Annotated in this window: 19 protein-coding genes; 18 read left to right on the top strand and 1 reads right to left on the bottom strand. The window is 72.5% G+C overall.

The features are described 5' to 3' along the window. Positions 1–86 precede the first annotated feature (86 nt). The 3 genes from ACIP4O_RS14955 (at position 87) to ftsH (ending at position 7,024) form a co-directional block, all read left to right on the top strand. Positions 87–2,612 carry a [protein-PII] uridylyltransferase gene (locus ACIP4O_RS14955; protein ID WP_401574843.1) on the top strand — a complete coding sequence of 842 codons (2,526 nt, stop codon included), beginning with the start codon at positions 87–89 and terminating at the stop codon, positions 2,610–2,612. Between the two features lie 349 nt (positions 2,613–2,961). Beyond that, the gene (gene ffh, locus ACIP4O_RS14960; protein ID WP_361330232.1) at positions 2,962–4,503 is read left to right on the top strand and encodes a signal recognition particle protein; all 1,542 of its coding nucleotides are present in this window, start codon (positions 2,962–2,964) and stop codon (positions 4,501–4,503) included. Positions 4,504–5,101: 598 nt separating this feature from the next. Then, a complete protein-coding gene (ftsH, locus tag ACIP4O_RS14965; RefSeq protein WP_361330235.1) occupies positions 5,102–7,024 on the top strand; it encodes an ATP-dependent zinc metalloprotease FtsH in 1,923 nt (640 codons plus the stop codon). A gap of 401 nt (positions 7,025–7,425) precedes the next feature. Here ftsH and ACIP4O_RS14970 read toward each other — a convergent pair whose 3' ends face one another. Beyond that, positions 7,426–8,391, bottom strand: coding sequence for an SAM-dependent methyltransferase (locus ACIP4O_RS14970; RefSeq protein WP_401574958.1), 966 nt, complete (start codon positions 8,389–8,391; stop codon positions 7,426–7,428). A 680-nt stretch (positions 8,392–9,071) separates the two neighbouring features. Here ACIP4O_RS14970 and ACIP4O_RS14975 point away from each other — a divergent pair. The 15 genes from ACIP4O_RS14975 (at position 9,072) to dprA (ending at position 21,602) form a co-directional block, all read left to right on the top strand. Further along, positions 9,072–9,716: a hypothetical protein gene (locus tag ACIP4O_RS14975; RefSeq protein ID WP_401574844.1), complete on the top strand. Its 645-nt coding sequence runs from the start codon at positions 9,072–9,074 to the stop codon at positions 9,714–9,716. A gap of 562 nt (positions 9,717–10,278) precedes the next feature. Beyond that, positions 10,279–10,707, top strand: coding sequence for a 30S ribosomal protein S16 (rpsP, locus tag ACIP4O_RS14980; protein WP_030995531.1), 429 nt, complete (start codon positions 10,279–10,281; stop codon positions 10,705–10,707). A gap of 1 nt (position 10,708) precedes the next feature. Then, positions 10,709–10,948: an RNA-binding protein gene (locus ACIP4O_RS14985; RefSeq protein ID WP_009068901.1), complete on the top strand. Its 240-nt coding sequence runs from the start codon at positions 10,709–10,711 to the stop codon at positions 10,946–10,948. A gap of 141 nt (positions 10,949–11,089) precedes the next feature. After that, complete coding sequence (gene rimM / locus ACIP4O_RS14990; protein ID WP_401574845.1) at positions 11,090–11,776, top strand: ribosome maturation factor RimM; 687 nt, start codon at positions 11,090–11,092, stop codon at positions 11,774–11,776. Beyond that, the gene (gene trmD, locus ACIP4O_RS14995; RefSeq protein WP_401574846.1) at positions 11,773–12,693 is read left to right on the top strand and encodes a tRNA (guanosine(37)-N1)-methyltransferase TrmD; all 921 of its coding nucleotides are present in this window, start codon (positions 11,773–11,775) and stop codon (positions 12,691–12,693) included. Before rimM ends, trmD begins: the two co-directional genes overlap by 4 nt. A gap of 128 nt (positions 12,694–12,821) precedes the next feature. Continuing rightward, complete coding sequence (gene rplS, locus ACIP4O_RS15000; RefSeq protein WP_009068904.1) at positions 12,822–13,172, top strand: 50S ribosomal protein L19; 351 nt, start codon at positions 12,822–12,824, stop codon at positions 13,170–13,172. A gap of 87 nt (positions 13,173–13,259) precedes the next feature. After that, a complete protein-coding gene (gene lepB / locus ACIP4O_RS15005; protein ID WP_401574847.1) occupies positions 13,260–13,955 on the top strand; it encodes a signal peptidase I in 696 nt (231 codons plus the stop codon). Then, the gene (lepB, locus tag ACIP4O_RS15010; protein ID WP_401574848.1) at positions 13,948–15,324 is read left to right on the top strand and encodes a signal peptidase I; all 1,377 of its coding nucleotides are present in this window, start codon (positions 13,948–13,950) and stop codon (positions 15,322–15,324) included. Before lepB (ACIP4O_RS15005) ends, lepB (ACIP4O_RS15010) begins: the two co-directional genes overlap by 8 nt. After that, entirely contained in the window at positions 15,221–16,147 is a 927-nt protein-coding gene (lepB, locus tag ACIP4O_RS15015) for a signal peptidase I (RefSeq protein WP_361330264.1), read from the top strand. Before lepB (ACIP4O_RS15010) ends, lepB (ACIP4O_RS15015) begins: the two co-directional genes overlap by 104 nt. 94 nt (positions 16,148–16,241) lie before the next feature. Then, the gene (gene lepB / locus ACIP4O_RS15020; RefSeq protein WP_401574849.1) at positions 16,242–16,994 is read left to right on the top strand and encodes a signal peptidase I; all 753 of its coding nucleotides are present in this window, start codon (positions 16,242–16,244) and stop codon (positions 16,992–16,994) included. Between the two features lie 205 nt (positions 16,995–17,199). Next, the gene (locus ACIP4O_RS15025) at positions 17,200–17,826 is read left to right on the top strand and encodes an NUDIX hydrolase (protein WP_401574850.1); all 627 of its coding nucleotides are present in this window, start codon (positions 17,200–17,202) and stop codon (positions 17,824–17,826) included. A 53-nt stretch (positions 17,827–17,879) separates the two neighbouring features. After that, positions 17,880–18,188 (top strand): DUF2469 domain-containing protein, encoded by a 309-nt coding sequence (locus tag ACIP4O_RS15030; protein WP_007821609.1) that lies wholly within the window; start codon positions 17,880–17,882, stop codon positions 18,186–18,188. A 247-nt stretch (positions 18,189–18,435) separates the two neighbouring features. Next, positions 18,436–18,801, top strand: coding sequence for a YraN family protein (locus tag ACIP4O_RS15035; RefSeq protein WP_401574852.1), 366 nt, complete (start codon positions 18,436–18,438; stop codon positions 18,799–18,801). Then, positions 18,802–20,418: a YifB family Mg chelatase-like AAA ATPase gene (locus ACIP4O_RS15040; RefSeq protein ID WP_401574853.1), complete on the top strand. Its 1,617-nt coding sequence runs from the start codon at positions 18,802–18,804 to the stop codon at positions 20,416–20,418. Beyond that, positions 20,415–21,602, top strand: a complete 1,188-nt coding sequence (gene dprA, locus ACIP4O_RS15045) for a DNA-processing protein DprA (RefSeq protein WP_401574854.1) — start codon at positions 20,415–20,417, stop codon at positions 21,600–21,602. Before ACIP4O_RS15040 ends, dprA begins: the two co-directional genes overlap by 4 nt. Positions 21,603–21,882 lie beyond the last annotated feature (280 nt).

Below are 21,882 nucleotides of genomic sequence, written 5' to 3' on the forward strand. Positions count from 1 at the left end.
CTATCTCGCAGGAACCAACGAACCTTCGCCGTTGACACCGCCGACCGACCACGAATCCCGCTCCGGCGGGGGCCAGGAGCTGCCGGGTGACGAGCCTCGACCAACGCCAGGAAACCGAAGACGCCGAGCCCGGGGGCTACGCGGCGGCGCGACTGCGTCTGCTGCACGAGAACGCGCAGGACGGCCGCGCCCGGCGGCAGGCGCTCGCCACCCTCACCGACACCTGGCTCGCCGCGCTCTTCGACGCCGCCGCGCCCCCACGCGGCGTCGCCCTCGTGGCGGTCGGCGGCTACGGACGCGGCGAACTCTCCCCGCGCAGCGACCTCGACCTGCTGCTCCTCCACGACGGCCGCGCCGAACCGGCCGCCGTCGCCGCCGTCGCCGACCGCGTCTGGTACCCCGTGTGGGACCTTGGCCTCGATCTCGACCACTCCGTGCGCACCCCGGACGAGGCGCGCAAGACCGCCGGCGAGGACCTGAAGGTCCACCTCGGCCTCCTGGACGCCCGCCACGTCGCGGGCGACCTCGGGCTGACGACCGCGCTGCGGTCCACCGTCTTCGCCGACTGGCGTAACCAGGCCCCCAAACGCCTGCCGGCCCTCCACGAACTGTGCGTCGAACGCGCCGAGCGCCACGGGGAGCTCCAGTTCCTCCTCGAACCCGACCTCAAGGAGGCGCGCGGCGGCCTGCGCGACGCGACAGCCCTGCGCGCCGTCGCCGCGTCGTGGCTCGCCGACGCGCCGCGCGCCGGCCTCGACGAGGCGCGCCGCACCCTCCTCGACGTACGCGACGCCCTCCACCTCGCGACGGGGCGCGCCACCGACCGCCTCGCGCTCCAGGAACAGGACCAGGTCGCCGCCCACCTCGGCCTGCTCGACGCCGACGCGCTGCTCCGGCACGTCTACGAAGCGGCACGCACCCTCGCGTACGCGGGCGACGTCACGTGGCGCGAAGTGGAGCGCGTCCTGCGCGCCCGCTCGCTGCGGCCCCGGCTGCGCGCCGTCTTCGGCGGCGGGCGCGGCGCCCCCGAGCGCACGCCACTCGCCGAGGGCGTCGTCGAGCAGGAGGGCGAGGCGGTGCTCGCCCGGACGGCGCGCCCCGAACGCGACGCCGTCCTGCCGTTGCGCGCCGCGGCGGCTGCCGCGCAGGCCGCTCTCCCGCTGTCGCCCCACGCCGTACGCCGCCTCGCCACCGCCTGCCCTCCGCTCCCGGCACCGTGGCCGGCCGAGGCCCGCGAGGAACTGGTCACCCTGCTCGGTGCCGGACGCCCCACCGTCGAGGTCTGGGAGGCAATGGAGGCGGGCGGCCTCGTCACCAGGCTGCTGCCCGACTGGGAACGCGTACGGTGCCGCCCGCAGCGCAACGCCGTCCACACCTGGACCGTCGACCGCCACCTCGTCGAGACGGCGGTACGCGCCGCCGCGCTCACCCGTCGCGTCTCCCGCCCCGACCTGCTGCTCGTCGCGGCGCTGCTCCACGACCTCGGCAAGGGATGGCCGGGCGACCACTCGGCGGCGGGCGAGATCATCGTGCGCGACGTCGCGGCGCGCATCGGCTTCGACGCGGCGGACGTCGCGACGCTCGCGACAGTCGTGCGGCACCACCTGCTGCTCGTCGAGACCGCGACGCGACGTGACCTGGACGATCCCGCGACGGTGCGCGGCGTCGCCGACGCCGTGCGCGACGTCGCGACGCTGGAACTGCTGCACGCCCTCACCGAGGCCGACGCCCTCGCGACGGGCCCCGCCGCGTGGTCCGCGTGGCGCGCCTCGCTCGTCGACGACCTCGCCGGCCGCGTCGCCGCCGCGCTCTCCGGCGCCGAGCCCCCCGCGCCGGAGCCCGCGGCGCTCACCGCCGAGCAGGAACGGCTGGCCGTCGAGGCGTACCGCACCGCGGGCCCCGTCCTGACCCTCCGCACCCGTCACGAGGCAGAGCCGGGGGACGCGGAGGCTGACGCGCAGGCTCCCGTGGGCGTCGAACTACTCGTCGCGGTGCCGGACCAGCCCGGCGTCCTGCCCGCCGTCGCCGGCGTCCTCGCGATGCACCGGCTCACCGTCCGCACCGCGGAATTCCGGGGCACGGACATCCCCCGGGAACTGCGCACGGCGCCCGATGCCCCGCGGGACGTGCCGCGCGACGTCCAGCGAGACGTCGCGTCCGGTGAAGCGCGCGCGGGCGAGGCCACCGCCGTCCTCGTCCTGGACTGGCGCGTGTCCGCCGCGTACGGCTCACTGCCCCAGGCGACGCGATTGCGCGCCGACCTCGTCCGCGCCCTGGACGGCAGCCTCGACATCCGGGGCCGTCTCGCGGAGCGCGACGCGGCGTACCCACGCCGCAAGGGCCTCTCCGTACCCCCGCCCCGGGTACGCGTCGCCCCCGCCGCTTCCCGCAGCGCGACGGTCATCGAGGTCCGGGCCCAGGACGCCCCCGGTCTGCTGCACCGCCTCGGCCTGGCGCTGGAGAGCGCCGGGGTACGAGTACGCAGCGCCCACGCCAGCACCCTCGGTGCCAACGCCGTCGACGCCTTCTACGTCACAGGCCCGGACGGCGGCCCCCTCGCCCCCGACGTCGCGTCGGCACTCGCGGCCGAACTGGAACGCAGGCTGGGGTGAGAGCACCGCGACGCGAGGGGGGCGGGTGCGACGCGGCGGCGACGTAGCGACCAACGACGCGGCGGCATGCGGCGACGCGCTCCGTGCCGACGCACGACGCGGAGACGTCGCCCCCGAAGCGCGCGCGACGTGGCGTAAAAAGCGCAGGTCGCACGCGACGTCGCATATGCCACCGCGCGTGCGCCCCGACGTTCCCGGCGCGACGTCGCATGTGCCACGTCGCGTGCGATCCGCCCGCCCCGTACCCGCGACTGGCCCCCTTTCCCCCGCGACGGCTTTCGTTCGCGGCAGGGCGGATACCCTAGACAGCGATTACCCCTGCCCCCGACCCCGAGGACCGACGAGCGCCGTGTTCGATACCCTCTCCGATCGCCTCTCAGCGACTTTCAAGAGCCTCCGTGGCAAGGGGCGGCTGTCCGAGGCGGACATCGATGCCACCGCGCGGGAGATCCGCATCGCGCTCCTCGAAGCCGACGTCGCGCTTCCCGTCGTGCGCGCCTTCATCAAGAAGGTCAAGGAGCGAGCCCTCGGCGAAGAGGTCTCCAAGGCGCTCAACCCCGCGCAGCAGGTCATCAAGATCGTCAACGAGGAGCTCGTCGGCATCCTCGGTGGCGAGACGCGTCGCCTCCGCTTCGCGAAGCAGCCCCCGACCGTGATCATGCTCGCGGGTCTCCAAGGTGCCGGTAAGACGACCCTCGCCGGCAAGCTCGGCCGCTGGCTCCAGGGGCAGGGCCACTCGCCGCTGCTCGTCGCCTGCGACCTCCAGCGCCCCAACGCGGTGAACCAGCTCAGCGTCGTCGCCGAGCGGGCCGGCGTCGGCATCTACGCGCCGCAGCCCGGCAACGGCGTCGGCGACCCCGTCCAGGTCGCGAAGGACTCCGTCGAGTACGCGCGGACGAAGCAGTACGACGTCGTGATCGTCGACACCGCCGGCCGACTCGGCATCGACCAGGAGCTGATGCGGCAGGCCGCGGACATCCGCGACGCCGTGAGCCCCGATGAGATCCTCTTCGTCGTCGACGCGATGATCGGCCAGGACGCGGTGAACACCGCCGAGGCCTTCCGCGACGGGGTCGGCTTCGACGGCGTCGTGCTCTCGAAGCTCGACGGCGACGCGCGAGGCGGTGCGGCGCTCTCCATCGCGCACGTCACCGGCAAGCAGGTCATGTTCGCCTCCAACGGCGAGAAGCTTGAGGACTTCGACGCGTTCCACCCGGACCGGATGGCGTCGCGCATCCTCGACATGGGCGACGTGCTCACGCTCATCGAGCAGGCCGAGCGGACCTTCAGCCAGCAAGAGGCCGAAGAAATGGCCCGCAAGCTGCAGAAGGGCCCGAAGGAGTTCACGCTCGACGACTTCCTCGCGCAGATGGAGCAGGTCCGGAAGATGGGCTCCATCTCCAAGCTGCTCGGCATGCTGCCCGGCATGGGCCAGATCAAGGACCAGATCAACAACCTCGACGAGCGCGACGTCGACCGCACCGCCGCCATCATCAAGTCGATGACGCCGGCCGAGCGCGCCGACGCGACGATCATCAACGGCTCGCGTCGTGCCCGTATCGCCAAGGGCTCCGGCGTCGAGGTCAGCGCGGTGAAGAACCTCGTGGAGCGCTTCTTCGAGGCGCGCAAGATGATGTCGCGCATGGCGCAGGGCGGCGGCATGCCCGGTCTTCCCGGCATGCCGGGCATGGGCGGTGGCCCAGGCCGCCAGAAGAAGCAGCAGAAGCAGGCCAAGGGCAAGCGCCGCAGCGGCAACCCGATGAAGCGCAAGGCCGAGGAGCAGGCCGCCGCCGAACGCCGCGCCCAGGCCGCGATCGGCGGCCAGGACGACGCCCAGCAGGGCGGCGGGGCCTTCGAGCTGCCGGACGAGTTCAAGAAGTTCATGGGCTGAGCGGTCCTCGGACTGTCGTACGCGAGGGCGGGGCGCCCCCTGAAGAAGGGGGGCGCCCCGCCCTCGCGTACGCCCCGCCTTCGCGTACGCCCCGCCTTCGCGTACGCCCCGCCTTCGCGTACACCCCGCCTTCGCGTACGCCCCGTCTTGGCGTGCGGGGCGCGGGGTCGGGCGGCAGGGGACGCGCCGTACGACGCGTGCACGCGCCGTACGGCGGTACGCGACCACGCGACGTCGGGTGCGCACAGGCCCGGGCGTCCCGCCGCGACGCCGGCGACGTCGCGTGGCTGGGCGGCGTCCGGCCCGTACGCGACGTCGCGTCGTCGCGCGCGTAGGCGACGTCGCGTCGCTGCCGCCCGTGCGCCACGTCGCGACGTGCCCGTCGTTCCATCCGCGACGCGACGCGACACGTACGCGACGTCCCCCAGCTCCCGAACGCACGCGACGTCCCCGCCGTCGCCGTCCCCCCTTCCGCGACCCCCCGTCTCCTCGCCCGCCCCCTGTCCGGCCGAAGCCGGGGAGCTGCCACGGCATACCTCCGTTAATGTCCGGATCAAGGCATGCGGGGGAGGACCCGTCCGGCGGCGAAGGAGCACGCGTGAGCAATCCCGTACCCCCGCGCGACCGGACGGACCAGCCGTGGCGCTCGGAGGGGGCACCGCCTCCGCCGCCGCCGAAACGGAAGCCGCCCTGGGGGCGGATCATCATCGCCGCGCTCCTCGTCTACCTCCTGACCAACCTGATCCTCACACTGGTCAACCACGACGACGACACCACGATCTCGTACACCGAGTTCAGCAAGCAGGTCGCCGACAACAACGTCGACAAGATCTATTCCAAGGGCGACTCGATCCAGGGCGAACTCCGCACGTCCAAGCCGAAACCGAAAGACGCGGACGGCGACGGGGACTACAAGAAGTTCACGACGCAGCGCCCTTCTTTCGCCGATGACAAGATCTGGGCAGACCTCGAACGCCACAAGGTCACCGTCACCGCACGCCCCGTCGTGCAGGAACGCAGCCTGCTGACCAATCTGCTCATCTCCCTGGCGCCGATGATCCTGATCATCGTGCTGTGGCTGTTCATCGCGCGCCGCGTCAGTTCCGGCCTCGGCGGCGCCGGCGGGATGCTCGGCCGCAAGCAGCCGCCCAAACCGATCGAGATGGAGGGCGGCAAGCGCACCACCTTCGCCGACGTCGCGGGCATCGACGAGGTCGAGGGGGAGCTGAACGACGTCGTCGACTTCCTCAAGCATCCCGACGCCTACCGCGCCATGGGCGCGAAGATGCCGCGCGGCGTCCTGCTCACCGGACCGCCCGGAACGGGAAAGACGCTGCTCGCACGCGCCGTGGCGGGCGAAGCGAACGTGCCCTTCTTCTCCGCTTCGGCCTCCGAGTTCATCGAGATGATCGTCGGCGTCGGCGCGAGCCGCGTGCGTGAACTGTTCGCCGAGGCGCGCAAGGTCGCGCCATCGATCATCTTCATCGACGAAATCGACACGATCGGTCGCGCACGGGGCGGCGGCTCCGGGCTCGGCGGCCACGACGAGCGCGAGCAGACCCTCAACCAGATCCTCACCGAGATGGACGGCTTCTCCGGCTCCGAGGGCGTCGTCGTCATCGCCGCGACCAACCGGGCCGACGTCCTGGACCCCGCCCTCACCCGCCCGGGCCGCTTCGACCGTACCGTCGTCGTCAGCCCCCCGGACCGCGAAGGCCGCGAGGCGATCCTGCGCATCCACACCCGCGGCATCCCGCTCGCCCCCGATGTCGACCTCGCCCAGGTCGCCCGCATCACCCCCGGCATGACCGGCGCCGACCTCGCCAACCTCGCCAACGAGGCCGCCCTCCTCGCCGTCAAGCGTCGCAAGCAGGACGTGACCATGCCCGACTTCACCGGCGCCCTGGAGAAGGTGCAGCTCGGCGCCGAACGCAGCCTGGTCATGCCCGGCGAGGAACGGCGCAGGACCGCGTACCACGAGAGCGGCCACGCTCTGCTCGGCATGCTGCAACCCGGCGCCGACCCGGTCCGCAAGATCACGATCGTGCCGCGCGGTCGCGCCCTCGGCGTCACCCTCTCCACCCCGGACGCCGACAAGTACGCCTATACGGAGGAGTACCTGCGCGGCCGTATCATCGGCGCGCTGGGCGGCATGGCGGCCGAGCAACTCGTCTTCGGCGTCATCACGACCGGCGCCGAGAGCGACCTCGAACAGGTCACCAACCTCGCGCGCGGCATGGTGGGCCGCTGGGGCATGAGCGAACGCGTCGGGAGGCTCTCCGCCCTCCCCAACGACGGCCAGCAGCCCTACGGTCTCGCCGCCGCGCCCGCGACGCTCGACACCATCGACGAGGAGATGCGCCGCATCGTCGACGAGTGCTACGCCCACGCCCTGCGCACCCTCCAGGAACACCGTGGCCAACTCGACGCCCTCGCCGGCGCCCTCCTGGAGAGCGAAACCCTCGACGAGGCCGACGCCTACCGCGCCGCGGGCATCCCCCGCCTCGCCAAGACCGACTGAAGCGGGATACGGGCGACGGCTTTCGCGTGGCCGAAACCGGACCCGTCGCGGCGGAGGGATACGCCGCGTGGCGGACGCCGCGCGCAGACGCGGCGGCCGACGGCGGTACGACACTTCGCCCTGACGCCGCGATGTCCGCGCCCGAGCCGACGGGGCGCAGGTGACGGCTGTCGGCGCGACGTGGCATATGCGACGTCGCGTACGGTGCGGCGACGGTGCGGAAGCGGCGCGACCTGCACGCGGCGCGGCGGCAGGGCACGGCACGGTGCCGCGGGGGCGCGACGTGGGGCCGACTGTGCGCGCTACGTCGCGACGTCGCGCGGCGTGGGCAGCGGTGCGGAGCCCGCGCGACGTCGCGCCACGTACCGCCCGTTCTCCGCGCCGCGTTCTGCCGCGTCCCCTCAGTCCCGCCGCGCGACGACGTAGCGGAAGACGTTCGGCATCCAGACGGTGCCGTCCCGCCGCGTGTACGGGTGCAGGGCCTCGCGCAGTTCCTTGTCCACCTGCGCGGCGTCCGTCGCCTCGATCGCCGCGTCGAAGAGCCCGGTGGACAGCAGACCGCGCACCGCGGCCGACAGCCCCGCGTACCCGAAGGGGCAGGCCACGCGCCCCGAGCCCAGCAGTCGCAGCCCCGCCCGCGCGGCGACGGCCTCCAGGTCGTCCCTGCGCTCCGGCCGCCAGCCTTCGCCCGCGCCCAGCTCACCCGGGCCGAAGGGAAGTGACGCGTCGGTGTCCGCGAGTCGCGTCGCGACGCGCAGCACCGTCGAGGCGGCGCACCGCTCGGGCGGTCCCCAGCCGGCCACCACGACCGTCGCGCCGTGTGCCGCGAAGGGCAGCGCCGCGCGCAGCCGCGCCGTGAGGCTCTCGTAGTCGCCCGCCGTCGCGCCCGCAGGCTGAAAGGCCGTCACGACCGTGTACAGCGGCGCGTCCACGTCGCGCAGGAGGGCGGGCGACCCGTGCAGGAGACGCGACGTCGCGACGTCTTCCGGGCCCTGGACCGCGTCACCCGCCGCGACGTCGCGGCGTGCCACGGACGCCCCGGGCGGGGGAACCGGCTCCCGCGAGTGCCCCGCACCGGACATGGAGCAGCCGAGGCGCTCAGCGGCGAGCGCCAGCCGAGCCCTCGGCCCCTCGTCCACGCCGGTCACCGCCGCGCCCCGCGCCCGCGCGAGCACCAACGCGAGCCCCGCCCCGCAGCCGAGCCCGAGCAGGCGCGCGTCCGGTCCGACCTCAAGGCGCTCGTACACGGCCGCGTAGAGCGGGACGAGCATGCGCTCCTGGATCTCCGCCCAGTCCAGGGCGGCCCGTTCCTCGTCGTGTGTGCGCCGCGAGCCCGTGGCCCCGCGACGTGGTTCCCGCACGAGCATGGATGTCATGGATGGCGCCCCCATCGGCCCAGAGGTGTGTGATGCCTGTGCAGTCCGCCCCCGTGCGGCCCGTGCCGCCCTCGTGCGCGGCGTGAGCCGTCGCTTGTCCGCGCGTGCTCCCCCTCACGTATGCCAGGAAACTCCGTCCGCGCCACGCCGTCCAGGGGACGCCCGGGGCTTGTCGGCCAATGCTCGCGTGCCACGTTCCGCGCTCCCGTGCGCCGTCCGCGTTCCGGTTTGCCCCGGGCGACGCCCCCTCTCCGCGCCACCGGACGAGGCGCGCCGCGCGCCGTTGCCGCGACGTCGCGGCGGGTGCGCGGCGCGGGCCGCGAGGGGACGCCGCGGTGACGTCGCCTCGCCGGAGCACGCGACGTCGCGCCGCATCCGTCCCTCGCACCCCGCCGCGAACGCCGCTCGCGCCGCGCGGTAACGTCGCCCCGTCGCGCCGCGCGGACACCACCCGACGCGGCACGCGACGGAGCCGGACGACCCGCGTCTCCCGCCGCGTGTTCCCCGCCGCCGCCCCTGACCTGTCCCGGCGCCGCGTCCCCCGGACGCTGTGCGTAGCGGCGCTACGTACCGTCTTGCGGGGAGCTGTGACGGCTTCTCCGCACATCGACGCACCCGCCCTCCTCCGGACGCATCACGGCCAACTGGCGGGTACGAGCAAATTATTTGGGATGGCCCGGAATAGGAACACGCCGCGCGCGCGGCTCGTTGGTCACGACGTGAGCACGACACCACCTGTTCTCGCCGCAGAGCTGGCGCGGGCGTGGGCCGATATTCAGCGGTACCACCCCGACCTGCCGGATCTTGCCGCGCCCGAGTCCCTGATCGGGGAGTCCTCGTCCGCCTGCGGACACGAACTCTCCTTCGAACGACTGCTTCACGAGGCAGTTCACGGTCTCGCCGCCGCCCGGGGTGTGCGCGACACCTCCCGCGCCGGCCGCTACCACAACCGCAGATTCCTCACGATCGCCGAGGAACTGGGCCTGGACCACCCCGAGGAGCCGCATCCGAGCAGCGGATTCTCCCTCGTGACTCTCGGTACCGAGGCGAGGAAGCGGTACCGGGCCACGATCGACCAGCTGCACCGCGCGCTGAAGGCGCACTCCGCCGCGACCTCCACCGACTCGTCGAGCAGCTTCCGCGGCCCCGCGGCCCGGCACGGTTCGTCCGGCGGCGGCGTGCGCGTCAAGGCGGTGTGCGACTGCGGGCGCAACGTACGCGTCGTTCCCTCGGTCCTGGCCCAGGCGCCGATCATGTGCGGCGGATGCGGAGAGCCCTTCCGCATCCCCGAGCCCGCTGTGCCCGCCATGTCCTGAGCGCCAGGCCGCGCGCCACCGTGCCAGCCGACGGCGCGGCATGTCCGGCCCCGCCCCGGACGTGCCACGCCGCCGGACGCTCCGGCGCGTACCGGCCTCGCTGGCCGCGACGTCGCGTCCCGCCGTCCACCACGTCGCGGCACAGCGCTTCGTGGCTTCGCGGTACAGGGCTTCGTACGTCGCGGCAGAACGCCTCGTACCTCCGGCATGGCGCCTCGTACGTCGCGGCGTGTACGTCGTATGTCGCGGCGCTTCGGTACGACCCCGGGCCTCCGCCGCGGCCCGGCCTCGGCGCGACGTCGCGCCGTCCCAAGGGTGCGTCTCGCGACGCGGCATCGTCCCCGCGACGTCGCGTGACCCCCGTAGCGAGGGCGGTCCGGGTGCCTCCACCCACGGGTCCGGGCGCGTCGTCGGCTGTGGCAGAATGGACAGCTGTACTCGACAGCCGCACAGGACCCCTCTCTCCTCCGGCTGACGTGTCCTGCGGGCCCGGTCGGATTCCGCAACCCCACGCGGCATCATCCGGTGCCCCACCCCGTCAAGACCAGGAGACACCACTCCCGTGGCAGTCAAGATCAAGCTGAAGCGTCTGGGCAAGATCCGCGCGCCTCACTACCGCATCATCATCGCCGACTCCCGCACGCGCCGTGACGGCCGTGCGATCGAGGAGATCGGTCTGTACCACCCGGTGCAGAACCCCTCGCGCATCGAGGTCGACGCCGACCGCGTGGCGTACTGGCTGGGTGTCGGCGCGCAGCCGACCGAGCCCGTGCTCGCCATCCTGAAGAAGACCGGCGACTGGCAGAAGTTCAAGGGCGAGCCCGCCCCGGCGCCGCTGCTCCAGCCGGAGCCGAAGCCCGACCACAGCGGTCTCTTCGAGGCCGTCTCGGCGAAGGCCGGAGACGAGCCCAAGGGCGAGGCCATCACCCAGAAGGCGAAGAAGGCCGACAAGAAGGACGAGTCCGACTCGTCCGAGTCGACCGAGGGCTGACATGCTCGACGAGGCTCTCGAACACCTCGTGAAGGGCATCGTCGACAACCCCGACGATGTGCAGGTTGCCGAGCGCACCCTGCGCCGCGGGCGCGTTCTCGAGGTGCGGGTGCATCCCGACGACCTCGGCAAGGTGATCGGCCGCAGTGGCCGCACCGCGCGCGCCCTGCGCACCGTCGTGGGTGCCATCGGTGGCCGTGGCGTCCGCGTCGATCTCGTCGACGTGGACCACGTGCGCTGAACTCGTACACGCGCTGACGTCCCACCGGACACAGCACAGCACCGGCGCGGGCCGGGGCGGGCCCTCGGGCCGGCCCCGGCCCGTCGTCGTACCAGGACCCACGTCGTAGCAGGCGTCGTAGCAGGACAGGAGATCCCCAGAGTGCAGCTGGTAGTCGCACGGATCGGCCGTGCCCACGGCATCAAGGGCGAGGTCACCGTCGAGGTGCGTACGGACGAGCCGGAGCTGCGGCTTCCGCCCGGCGCCGTGCTCGCGACCGATCCGCCCGGTGCCGGACCGCTGACGATCGAGCAGGGGCGGGTGCACAGCGGCCGGTTGCTGCTGCGCTTCGCGGGGGTGAAGGACCGCACCGCCGCGGAGGCGCTGCGCAACACTCTGCTGATCGCCGAAATCGATCCGGAGGAGGTGCCCGAGGACCCCGAGGAGTTCTACGACTATCAGCTCATGGACCTCGACGTGGTCACCGAGGACGGGCAGGAGATCGGGCGAATTACGGAGATCTCACACCTTCCCTCGCAGGATCTCTTCATCGTCGAGCGTCCCGACGGCAGCGAGGTGATGATCCCCTTCGTCGAGGAGATCGTCACCGAGATCGACCTCCACGAACAGCGCGCCGTGATCAATCCGCCGCGAGGGCTGCTCGATCCGGACGAGGCCGACGTCGCGTCGGAGCGGGAGACGTCGCGTACGGAAGCGGACGCGACGTCGGACGAGGCGGCGCCGCGCACCACGTCGCGTACGGACGACGCGACGTCGCGCCGTAGCGACGCGGCATTCGCCGGCGACGACGCGACGTCCCGCGACGTCGCGCCCGAGGACCCCCGGTGACCGCCCCCGCGCCGCGTACCGCCGCCACGTCGCCTGCCGCCGCCACCTCGCCCGAGCCCGCGGCCCCGACCGCCTCGTCCCCCGTCGCTCCCTCGCTCCGTCTCGACGCGCTCACGATCTTCCCCGAGTACCTCGACCCGCTCCATGTCTCCCTCGTCGGCAAGGCGCGGGCCCGCGGACAGCTCGACGTCCACGTGCACGACCTCCGGGACTGGACGTACGACCGTCACAACACGGTCGACGACACCCCGTACGGCGGCGGGCCCGGCATGGTCATGAAGACCGAGCCGTGGGGCGACGCGCTCGACGAGGTGCTCGCGGACGGCTACGAGGCGGGGGCGCGCGAACCGGTTCTCGTCGTGCCGACGCCGAGCGGCCGGCCCTTCACCCAGCGGCTCGCCGTCGAACTGTCGGCCCGCCCGTGGCTGATCTTCACGCCGGCGCGCTACGAGGGCATCGACCGGCGCGTCATGGAGGAGTACGCGACGCGGCTGCCCGTGTACGAGGTCTCCATCGGTGACTACGTGCTCGCGGGCGGCGAGGCCGCGGTACTCGTCATCACCGAGGCCGTCGCCCGGCTCCTGCCCGGCGTGCTCGGCAACGCCGAATCGCACCGCGACGACTCCTTCGCCCCCGGAGCCATGGCGGACCTGCTCGAAGGCCCCGTCTACACGAAGCCGCCCTCCTGGCGGGGGCACGGCATCCCCGACGTCCTGCTGAGCGGTCACCACGGCCGTATCGCGCGCTGGCGTCGCGACGAGGCGCTGGCACGCACCGTCGCGCACCGCCCCGACCTCATCGCGCGCTGTGACCCCGCGGCGTTCGACAAGAAGGACCGCGAGACGCTCTCGATCCTCGGCTGGCGACAGGGGCCCGACGGCCGATTTGGGCCTGCCCCCTCCGACGTGGAAGAATAGGCCGCTGCCGTCCGTCCGGCGCGCGCCCCTGCCACAGGGGGAACGACGCCCGCCCGGCGAAGCGGCACCCTTCACTCATCACCATGTTCCGTTGATGACCTGTGGCATCAGCGAGGAAGCAGACACACATGTCCAACCTGCTCGACTCCGTCGACGCCGCGTCGCTGCGCAGCGACCTCCCGTCGTTCCGCCCCGGCGACACCGTCAACGTCCACGTGCGCGTCATCGAGGGCAACCGCTCCCGTGTGCAGCAGTTCAAGGGCGTCGTCATCCGCCGCCAGGGCGCGGGCGTCCGCGAGACCTTCACGGTCCGCAAGGTCTCCTTCTCCGTCGGCGTGGAGCGCACCTTCCCCGTGCACACCCCGATCGTCGAGAAGATCGAGCTCGTGACCCGCGGTGACGTCCGTCGCGCCAAGCTCTACTACCTCCGTGAGCTGCGCGGCAAGGCCGCGAAGATCAAGGAGAAGCGCGAGAGCTGATCTCGCACGCGCGGCCGACGGGCCGCGCGCACCGGGCCACCACGGCCTGGAGGGACCCACAGCGTCGCCCGATAGCATCGGGGCGCCATGGACACCGAAACGCAGGACACGGAGCGCGACAGCTCCGCCGTACCGAATCCGTCCGCACCAGCGACGGACCGGGCGGTGGAGAGGTCGCGCTCTCGTCTGTCCTGGCTGCCCGGCGGCGTCTGGACCGTCGCGGGACTGGCTCTCGTCGTCGTCCTGCTCCTCGTGAGCCGCTTCGTCGCGCAGCCCTTCGGGATTCCGAGCGCGTCGATGCAACCCGCGCTTCACGTCGGCGACCGTGTCATGGTCGACAAACTGGCGTACCGTTTCGGCGGCGAGCCGCGCCGCGGCGACGTCGTGGTCTTCGACGGCACCGGGTACTTCGGTGACGGCGACTACATCAAGCGCGTCGTGGGAGTCGGGGGTGACCGGGTGCGGTGCTGCGCCAAGGACGGCAGGCTCACGATCAACGGAAAGCCGGTCACCGAACCCTTTCTCCACACCGGGGACGCGCCCTCGGACGTCGCCTTCGACATCGTGGTCCCGGCCGGACGCCTCTTCGTCCTCGGTGACCACCGCGCGGACTCCGCCGACTCGCGCGACCACCTCGGTTCGCCGGGCGGCGGCATGATCCCCCTCTCCGCCGTACGTGGCCGCGCGGACCTGGTGGTCTGGCCGCCGAGCCGCTGGAACGGCCTGCAACAACGCGACGCCTACGCACGCGTTCCCGCGCCGTCCGCCGCGGCCCATGGGTAGGCACGGGGGACAGCCGGGGCATCGCGGAACGGCGGACGACGGCGACGACGAAGATGTCGCGTCGCGCGCGGCAGGGCCGGCGGGATCATCACCCGACGCGACGTGGCACGCCTCGTACCAGGAGCAGGAGGCGACAGCGTCCGAAGGCCGCGAGGTTCCGCGCGAGGGTCGCGCCGCCCGGTACGACCCGGACGACGATCAATACGACGCGGACGCCGCCCGGTACGTCGCGTACGACGCCACGCGCTCCGTGCGCGACGTGGAGGCGACGGACGACGCGACGTACGACCAGGAGGCGACGTACGGCGCGCAGGCGCTGCACGACGCGCAGGCGCTGCACGACGCGCAGGCGACGTACGGGACCGCGAGCCCGACCCGACGCGACGTGGGGCACGTGGGACGTCGCGCGCGGGCACGTCGCGTCGCGCGCCGCAGACGTCGCGCGACGTTGCGCGAGATCCCCCTCCTCCTGGGCGCGGCGCTGCTCATCGCCCTCGTCCTGAAGACCTTCTTCGTGCAGGCCTTCGTGATCCCCTCGGGATCGATGGAGGAGACGCTGCGGATCGGCGACCGCGTGGCCGTCGACAAGCTCACCCCGTGGTTCGGCGCCGACGTGCACCGCGGCGACGTCGTCGTCTTCCGCGACCCCGGCGGTTGGCTCGGTGAGGAGGCGCAGGGCCAGGACACCTCGTCCGGGCCCGTACGGCAGCTGAAGAAGGGGCTGGCGTTCATCGGTCTCCTGCCGTCCGCTGATGAGAAAGACCTGATCAAACGCGTCGTGGGCGTCGGAGGCGACACCGTCGCGTGCTGCGACGCGCGAGGCCGGGTCACCGTCAACGGCCAGGCCGTGGAAGAGCCGTACGTGCGTGCGGGGAATAGGCCTTCCGAAGTGGAGTTCCGGGTCCATGTCCCGGCCGGGCGCCTCTTCGTGCTCGGGGACCATCGGGCGAACTCGGGCGACTCCCGTTTCCACCCCGACGCGGGCTACGACGGAACCGTCGCGGAAGACGCCGTGGTCGGGCGCGCCGTCGCCGTCGTCTGGCCTCTGGGGCACTGGTCCACGCCGGGGCACAGGGAGCGCTTCGCGCGGGTCCCCGACGCGGCGTCCGGCTGGCCCGTACGCACAGAGGACTCGCATAGTCTGGCCCAGGCGCGGCCGAAGGCCGGCGTCGCGCTCCCGACCCCTGCGGAACTCCCGCTCGTTATGGGAGTGGTGGGCCCGCGCCTCCTACGGCGCGGGCAATGGCTCGAAGTGAGGAGAGAGCGTGGGGGACGTCGCGGTGGGCGCCCGGTCGGGACACGAGGGGCCGGAAGAGCCGGAGCAGGGAGGCGCGGGACCGGCCGGCGCCGGAGAAGGGCGGGAGCCTGAGGTGACCGAGTCCGAAGCGGACACCCCGCGAGGCCATGGCAGGACCAGCGCCCCGAAGAAGCCGCGGCCATTCTGGAAGGAACTGCCGCTGCTGATCGTCATCGCCCTGGTCCTGGCGCTGATCATCAAGACGTTCCTGGTGCAGGCGTTCTCGATCCCGTCCGGCTCGATGCAGAACACCCTCCAGGTGAGCGACCGGGTGCTTGTCGACAAGCTCACGCCGTGGTTCGGTTCGAAGCCCTCGCGCGGCGAGGTGATCGTCTTCAAGGACCCTGACCGCTGGCTGGAGAACGAGCCCACGCCCACGCCCAACATTCTCCAGAAGGGCCTCAGCTTCATCGGGCTCATGCCGTCCGCGGATGAGAAGGACCTGATCAAGCGCGTCATCGGGGTCGGCGGTGACACCGTCGAGTGCAATGGCACCGGCCCCCTCAAGGTCAATGGCAAGCCGCTCGACGAGCCGTACGTCTTCCAGGGGAACACCCCCTGCTCGGTTGACGAAGGCGGGCAGTTCAAGGTCAAGGTGCCCAAGGACAAGCTGTGGGTGATGGGTGACCACCGTCAGGCGTCGGCCGACTCGCGGTACCACCAGACCGACCGCAACCAGGGCTTCGTCCCGGTCGACAACGTCATCGGCCGCGCCTTCGTGATCGCCTGGCCGCCGAACCGCTGGTCCACGCTCTCGGTCCCCGACACCTTCCACCAGTCCGGCCTCAACGCCGCGGCCTCCGCCACCGCTCCGGCCGCCCTCGGCCTCGTGGGCGCCTTCCCGCTCGTGCTCTGGCGCAGGCGGAGGCTTTCTGCCGAGCGTACCGACGGGTAGGGTGCCTCCCCAGACCGGCGATCATCGCGGCCGGACGCCCCGTGTGCCGGGTGCGCCGGCCCGGTGACGCACCGTTCCATCTGGGGGCACCACCATGAGCGCATCGTCCGGTACGGCCCCGCCCGGAAGCCGTAGGGGAAACGTGCTGTCGGGCATCGTCGTCGCACTGGGATTCGTGCTGCTCGTCGGTGGTTTCGCCTGGGGGGCCTGGGAGTACCGGCCGTACACGGTGCCCACGCCCTCCATGACCCCGACCATCGACGCCGGGGACCGCGTACTCGGGCAACGCATAGCGGGCGACGAGGTACGCCGCGGCGACGTGGTCGTCTTCAAGGACCGCGCCTGGGGCGACGAGACGCTGGTCAAACGCGTCGTGGCCGTGGGCGGGGACAAGGTCGCCTGCTGCACGAACGGTCATCTCACGGTCAACGGTGAGCAGATCGCCGAGCCGTACCTCCCCACCGACGCCGCGCACCGCGGCACGCGACTGCCCGAGACGGCCGTGCCCAAGGGCCGCCTCTTCCTCCTAGGCGACGAACGCGCCGGCTCCCTCGACTCCACCGCCCACCTCGACGACGTCGCGCGCGGCTCCGTGCCCCGCTCCGCGGTCTCGGCACGCGTGGACGCCGTCGTCGTGCCGTGGCGCGGCATGCTGGAGCGCCCGAGCGGCTTCGCCGGGCTCCCGGGCGGCATCTCCACGCCTGGACCGCTGCGCCTCCTCCTCGGCTCCGTCGTTCTGGGCGCCGTACTGATCCTCGGCGGCGCGGCGTACGGCCCGATCGCGCAACGTGGCGCGCGACGCCGCGCCGCGCGACGCCGGAGGGCGGCGGCGGCGAGTGCGGCCTGAGGGCGGTGGAGACGGGCGTACGCGCCGGGACGGCGGTACGTACGCGGACGACGTGGGCCGCCGGGGCGGCGCGGGGCGTGACGACGCGGCGTGTGACGACGCGGCGCGTGAGGGCGCGGTACGTGAGGGCGCGGTACGTGAGGGCGCGGCGCGCGACGGCATGGTGCGCGGGGGCGATGGCGCGGCGGACACGCACGGCGGGTCGATGTCGCCGTCTGACGCTCCGCTCGGCGCGTACGACGCCACGCTGGGTGACGGGGTGCGACACCCCGGAGACGCCGCGCGGGCAGATGGCGCGCGCGACGTCGCGTCACGGCCTGTGCCCCAGGCGGCTCTGCCGCACGACACCACTCCACTACGCCGCGTAGCGCGCGTCGTCCTGCTCGATCCGGATGACCGCATCCTCCTGATTCACGGACACGAGCCGGGCGACGTGACCGACGCGTGGTGGTTCACCCCCGGCGGGGGCCTGGAGGGGACCGAGACGCGGGAGCAGGCGGCGCTGAGGGAGCTGAGGGAGGAGACGGGGATCACCGAGGTCGCCTTGGGCCCCCTGCTGTGGAGACGGACCTGTTCCTTCTCGTTCGCGGGCCGGCGCTGGGACCAGGACGAGTGGTACTACCTCGCCCGTACGGCGCAGACCGGTACCGTCGCGGAGGGGCTGACCGACCTGGAGCGCAGCAGCGTCGACGACGCCCGGTGGTGGACGTGCGCCGAGCTGGAGGCCACGTCGGAGACCGTGTATCCCACCCGGCTGGCCTCGCTCCTGCGACGTCTGCTGCGCGGGGGGCCGCCTCCGGTGCCCGAGATCCTCGCCACTGAAATCGCCTGAGAGCGGATGGGCAGGCGCACAATGGGGGGACGCACGGCTGAAGGAGAACCGTCATGAGCGCCGAGGACCTCGAAAAGTACGAGACCGAGATGGAGCTGAAGCTCTACCGGGAGTACCGCGACGTCGTCGGCCTGTTCAAATACGTGATCGAGACCGAACGGCGCTTCTACCTGACGAACGACTACGAGATGCAGGTGCACTCGGTGCAGGGAGAGGTGTTCTTCGAGGTGTCCATGGCGGACGCCTGGGTCTGGGACATGTACCGCCCCGCACGCTTCGTGAAGCAGGTGCGGGTGCTCACGTTCAAGGACGTGAACATCGAGGAGCTGAACAAGACCGACCTGGATCTTCCCGGCGGCTGAACAGCGACGACGAACCGACCCGAAGGGGCCCCGCGCGCGAGCGCCGGGGCCCCTTCGGCGTCCCGCCTTACCCCATGAAGACGGGTACGCGGTCCAGCCTGGGGATAACTCAGCGTTCCCGCCGACACGCATCACCCGAACGGGTGGGCGATTTTTCTTTTTCTTCGAAGTTATCCACAGATTCTCGTTCGGCCCTCCCGCGCGCCCTCGCCGTCCGTCACAGTCGGTGAGGAAGGAGGTGGTGTCCGTGAACACCAGAACGGCGCTGGGCAAGTACGGCGAGGAAGCCGCGGTGCGGGCGCTCCGCACGGCTGGGCTGCGCATCGTGGCACGCAATTGGAGGTGCGGGCGGGCCGGCGAGGTCGACATCGTGGCCATGGACGGCGACGCCCTGGTCATCTGCGAGGTGAAGACCCGCAAGGCGGAGGGTTTCGAGCACCCCATGGCGGCGGTGAGGACCGCGAAGGTGGAGCGATTGCGGCGGCTCGCGGAGTTGTGGCTGAGCAAGCACGGAGGGGCACCGCCGGGAGGCGTGCGCATCGATCTTGTGGGGGTCCTCGTCCCGCGGCGGTCGGGGACTCCGGAGATCGAGCACGTGCGGGGGGTGGGCTGAATGGGCTTCGCCCGTACCTGCTCGGTGACTCTGCTCGGAATCGACGCGGTCGTGGTCGAGGTCCAGGCCGACCTCGAACCGGGCGTCGCGGCCTTCGCCCTCGTCGGGCTGCCCGACAAGAGCTTGGTCGAAAGCCGGGACAGAGTGCGTGCCGCCGTCGTCAACTCCGGTGCCGAATGGCCGCAGAAGAAGCTGACCGTCGGACTCAGCCCCGCTTCGGTCCCCAAGAGCGGCAGCGGCTTCGACCTCGCGGTCGCCTGTGCCGTCCTCGGCGCCACGGAGCGGATCGACCCCGCCGCGGTCGCCGACCTCGTGATGATCGGCGAGCTGGGCCTCGACGGACGCGTACGGCCGGTACGCGGCATCCTGCCGGGCGTCCTCGCCGCGGCCGACGCCGGCTACCGCCACGTGGTCGTCCCGGAGAGCTCAGCGGCCGAGGCGGCTCTCGTACCCGGGATGTCCGTCCTCGGGGTACGCAGTCTGCGCCAGCTCGTCGCCGTGCTCGCCGGCGAGACGGTTCCCGAGGAGGAACCACTCGTCCCAGGCCGCCCCGATCCACTGCTCGCGGGCCTGTCGATGCCGGGCGCGGGCCTCGGGACCGGTGTGGCCCCCGGTCTCACGGACCGACAGCCGGACCTGCAGGACGTCGCGGGCCAGTACACCGCTCGCCGCGCCCTGGAGGTCGCCGCCGCCGGCGGGCACCACCTGTTGCTGCACGGGCCGCCGGGAGCGGGGAAGACCATGCTCGCTGAGCGGCTGCCCGGCATTCTTCCGCCACTGACCCGCCCCGAGTCCCTGGAGGTCACCGCCGTGCACTCCGTGGCGGGCATGCTGCCGCCCGGGCGGCCACTGGTGGAGTCACCGCCGTACTGCGCGCCGCACCACTCCGCGACGATGCAGTCACTCGTGGGTGGCGGCGCCGGGCTGCCCCGGCCCGGCGCCGTCTCGCTGGCGCACAGAGGAGTGCTTTTTCTCGACGAGGCACCCGAGTTCCATGCGCAAGTGCTGGACTCCCTGCGGCAGCCGCTCGAATCGGGGTACGTGGTGATCGCGCGTTCGGCCGGGGTGGTGCGGCTTCCGGCGAAGTTCCTCATGGTCCTCGCGGCCAACCCCTGCCCCTGCGGCCGCAGCGGCCTCGTGGGCGACCCCTGCGAGTGCCCGCCCGCCATGGTGCGGCGCTACCAGGCCCGGATCTCCGGTCCGCTGCTCGACCGGGTGGATCTGCACGTACGTGTCGATCCCATCGGCCGGGCAGAGCTCCACCGGGACCGTGCCGACAACGAGTCCACGAGCGTCGTGGCCGCACGGGTGCGCGAGGCGCGGGAGCGCGCGCTCGCCCGGTACCGCGACGAGCCGTGGCACTGCAACAGCGAGGTACCCGGCCACGAGCTGCGCACCCGCTGGCCACTCGCTCCTGGCGCGCTCGACGCTGTGGCGAGGGACCTGGAACGCGGCCTGCTGACGGCCCGGGGCCTCGACCGGGTGCTGCGCGTTGCCTGGACCCTGGCCGACCTCGCGGGTCACGACCGCCCCGACGCGGCGGCCTTGGCGCTGGCTCTCGAACTCCGTACCGGCGTACGCCGCGGAGCCGCCCTCACGACCGGAGTCCCCGCATGAGCGAGATCGCCTCAGGGCCCGCCGGGGCGGGGCACAGCGAACGCCTGGCGCGCGCCGCGCTCAGCCGGGTATTCGAACCGGGCGAGCCGAAGACCGGTGCCCTGCTGCGCACCAGTGGTGGTGCCTCGCCGCTCCTGGAACGGCTGCGCGCGGGCGGGGGGCCTCCGAAGGGCTTCACGAGGGACCGCTGGGAGGGGCTGGCCGCGCGGGCACTGCGGGCGGACCCGGAGCAGGACCTGGCGCGCGCGGCGGCGGTGGGCGCACGGTTCGTGTGTCCAGGAGACCTCGAATGGCCGTCCCAACTCGACGATCTCCAAGACACCCGCCCATTGGGACTGTGGGTGCGCGGACCCGCTGACCTGCGCGTGTGGTCGCTGCGAGCGGTCGCCGTCGTGGGGGCAAGAGCCTGCACGGACTACGGCACCTACCTGGCCGGGGCGCTCGCCGTGGGCCTCGCGGAGCGGGGCTGGGTCGTCGCTTCGGGGGGAGCGTTCGGAATCGACGGGGCAGCGCACCGCGGGGCCCTGGGCGCGACCGGAGGCACGGTGGCGGTGCTCGCCTGCGGCGTCGACCGCGGCTATCCCCCTGGTCACGCGCGCCTCCTCGCCCGGATCGCCGAGCAGGGGCTCGTGGTCGGTGAACTGCCGCCGGGTGAACACCCGACGCCCAGCCGCTTCGTGACGCGCAACCGCGTCATCGCGGCGTTGACCCGGGGGACCGTGGTCGTCGAGGCCGCGCTGCGCAGCGGGGCGCTGGTCACCGCACGTGCCGCCGAGCGGTTGGGGCGCCACGTCATGGGAGTTCCGGGCCCCGCCACCAGCGGGCTCTCCGCCGGCGTGCACGAACTCCTACGCGGCCAGGCCCACCTGGTGACGGACGCGGCAGAGATCGTGGAACTGGTCGGTGAGATAGGGGAACTGGCTCCGGAGAAGCGCGGACCCCTCGTGCCGAGAGATCTGCTGAGCCGAGAGGCGGCGACCGTGCTCGCCGCGATGCCCGCGCGCGGGATGGTGTCGGCAGAGAGTGTCGCCCTGGCCACTGTCACCGCCAAGGACGACGTGATCGCGCGCCTGTACGAGCTCCAGGCGCTCGGGTTCGTCGAACGGGACGGTGACGGCTGGAAGTTGACACGCCGGACGCGGACCACGGCTTCCCCGGGAGGGGAAAGAGGTGGTCGCCTGTGACCCGAGCGGGACGGCGGGGGCTCAAGTCCCCGCCGTCCCGGGGGCGAAGCGCGTAGCGCCGTCGCGGAGCGTAACGGCACGCGAGGTCTCGCCGGGGGAGCGGAACGTATCTGCAAACGGGTAATCCCCTAACATGCGCACATTGCGACACCGTAGTCACGCTACGCTCACGACACTCCCACTCTCAGCAGGCGGCCGGGCGGACCCCGCCCTCGCGGGCCCGGCCCGCGTCCGAATCCCTCAGACGAACACCCCAGTTCGGCCCAGAACGACCCAAGGC

The sequence above is a fragment of the Streptomyces sp. NPDC088923 genome, assembly GCF_044749745.1.
Taxonomy (GTDB): Bacteria; Actinomycetota; Actinomycetes; order Streptomycetales; family Streptomycetaceae; genus Streptomyces.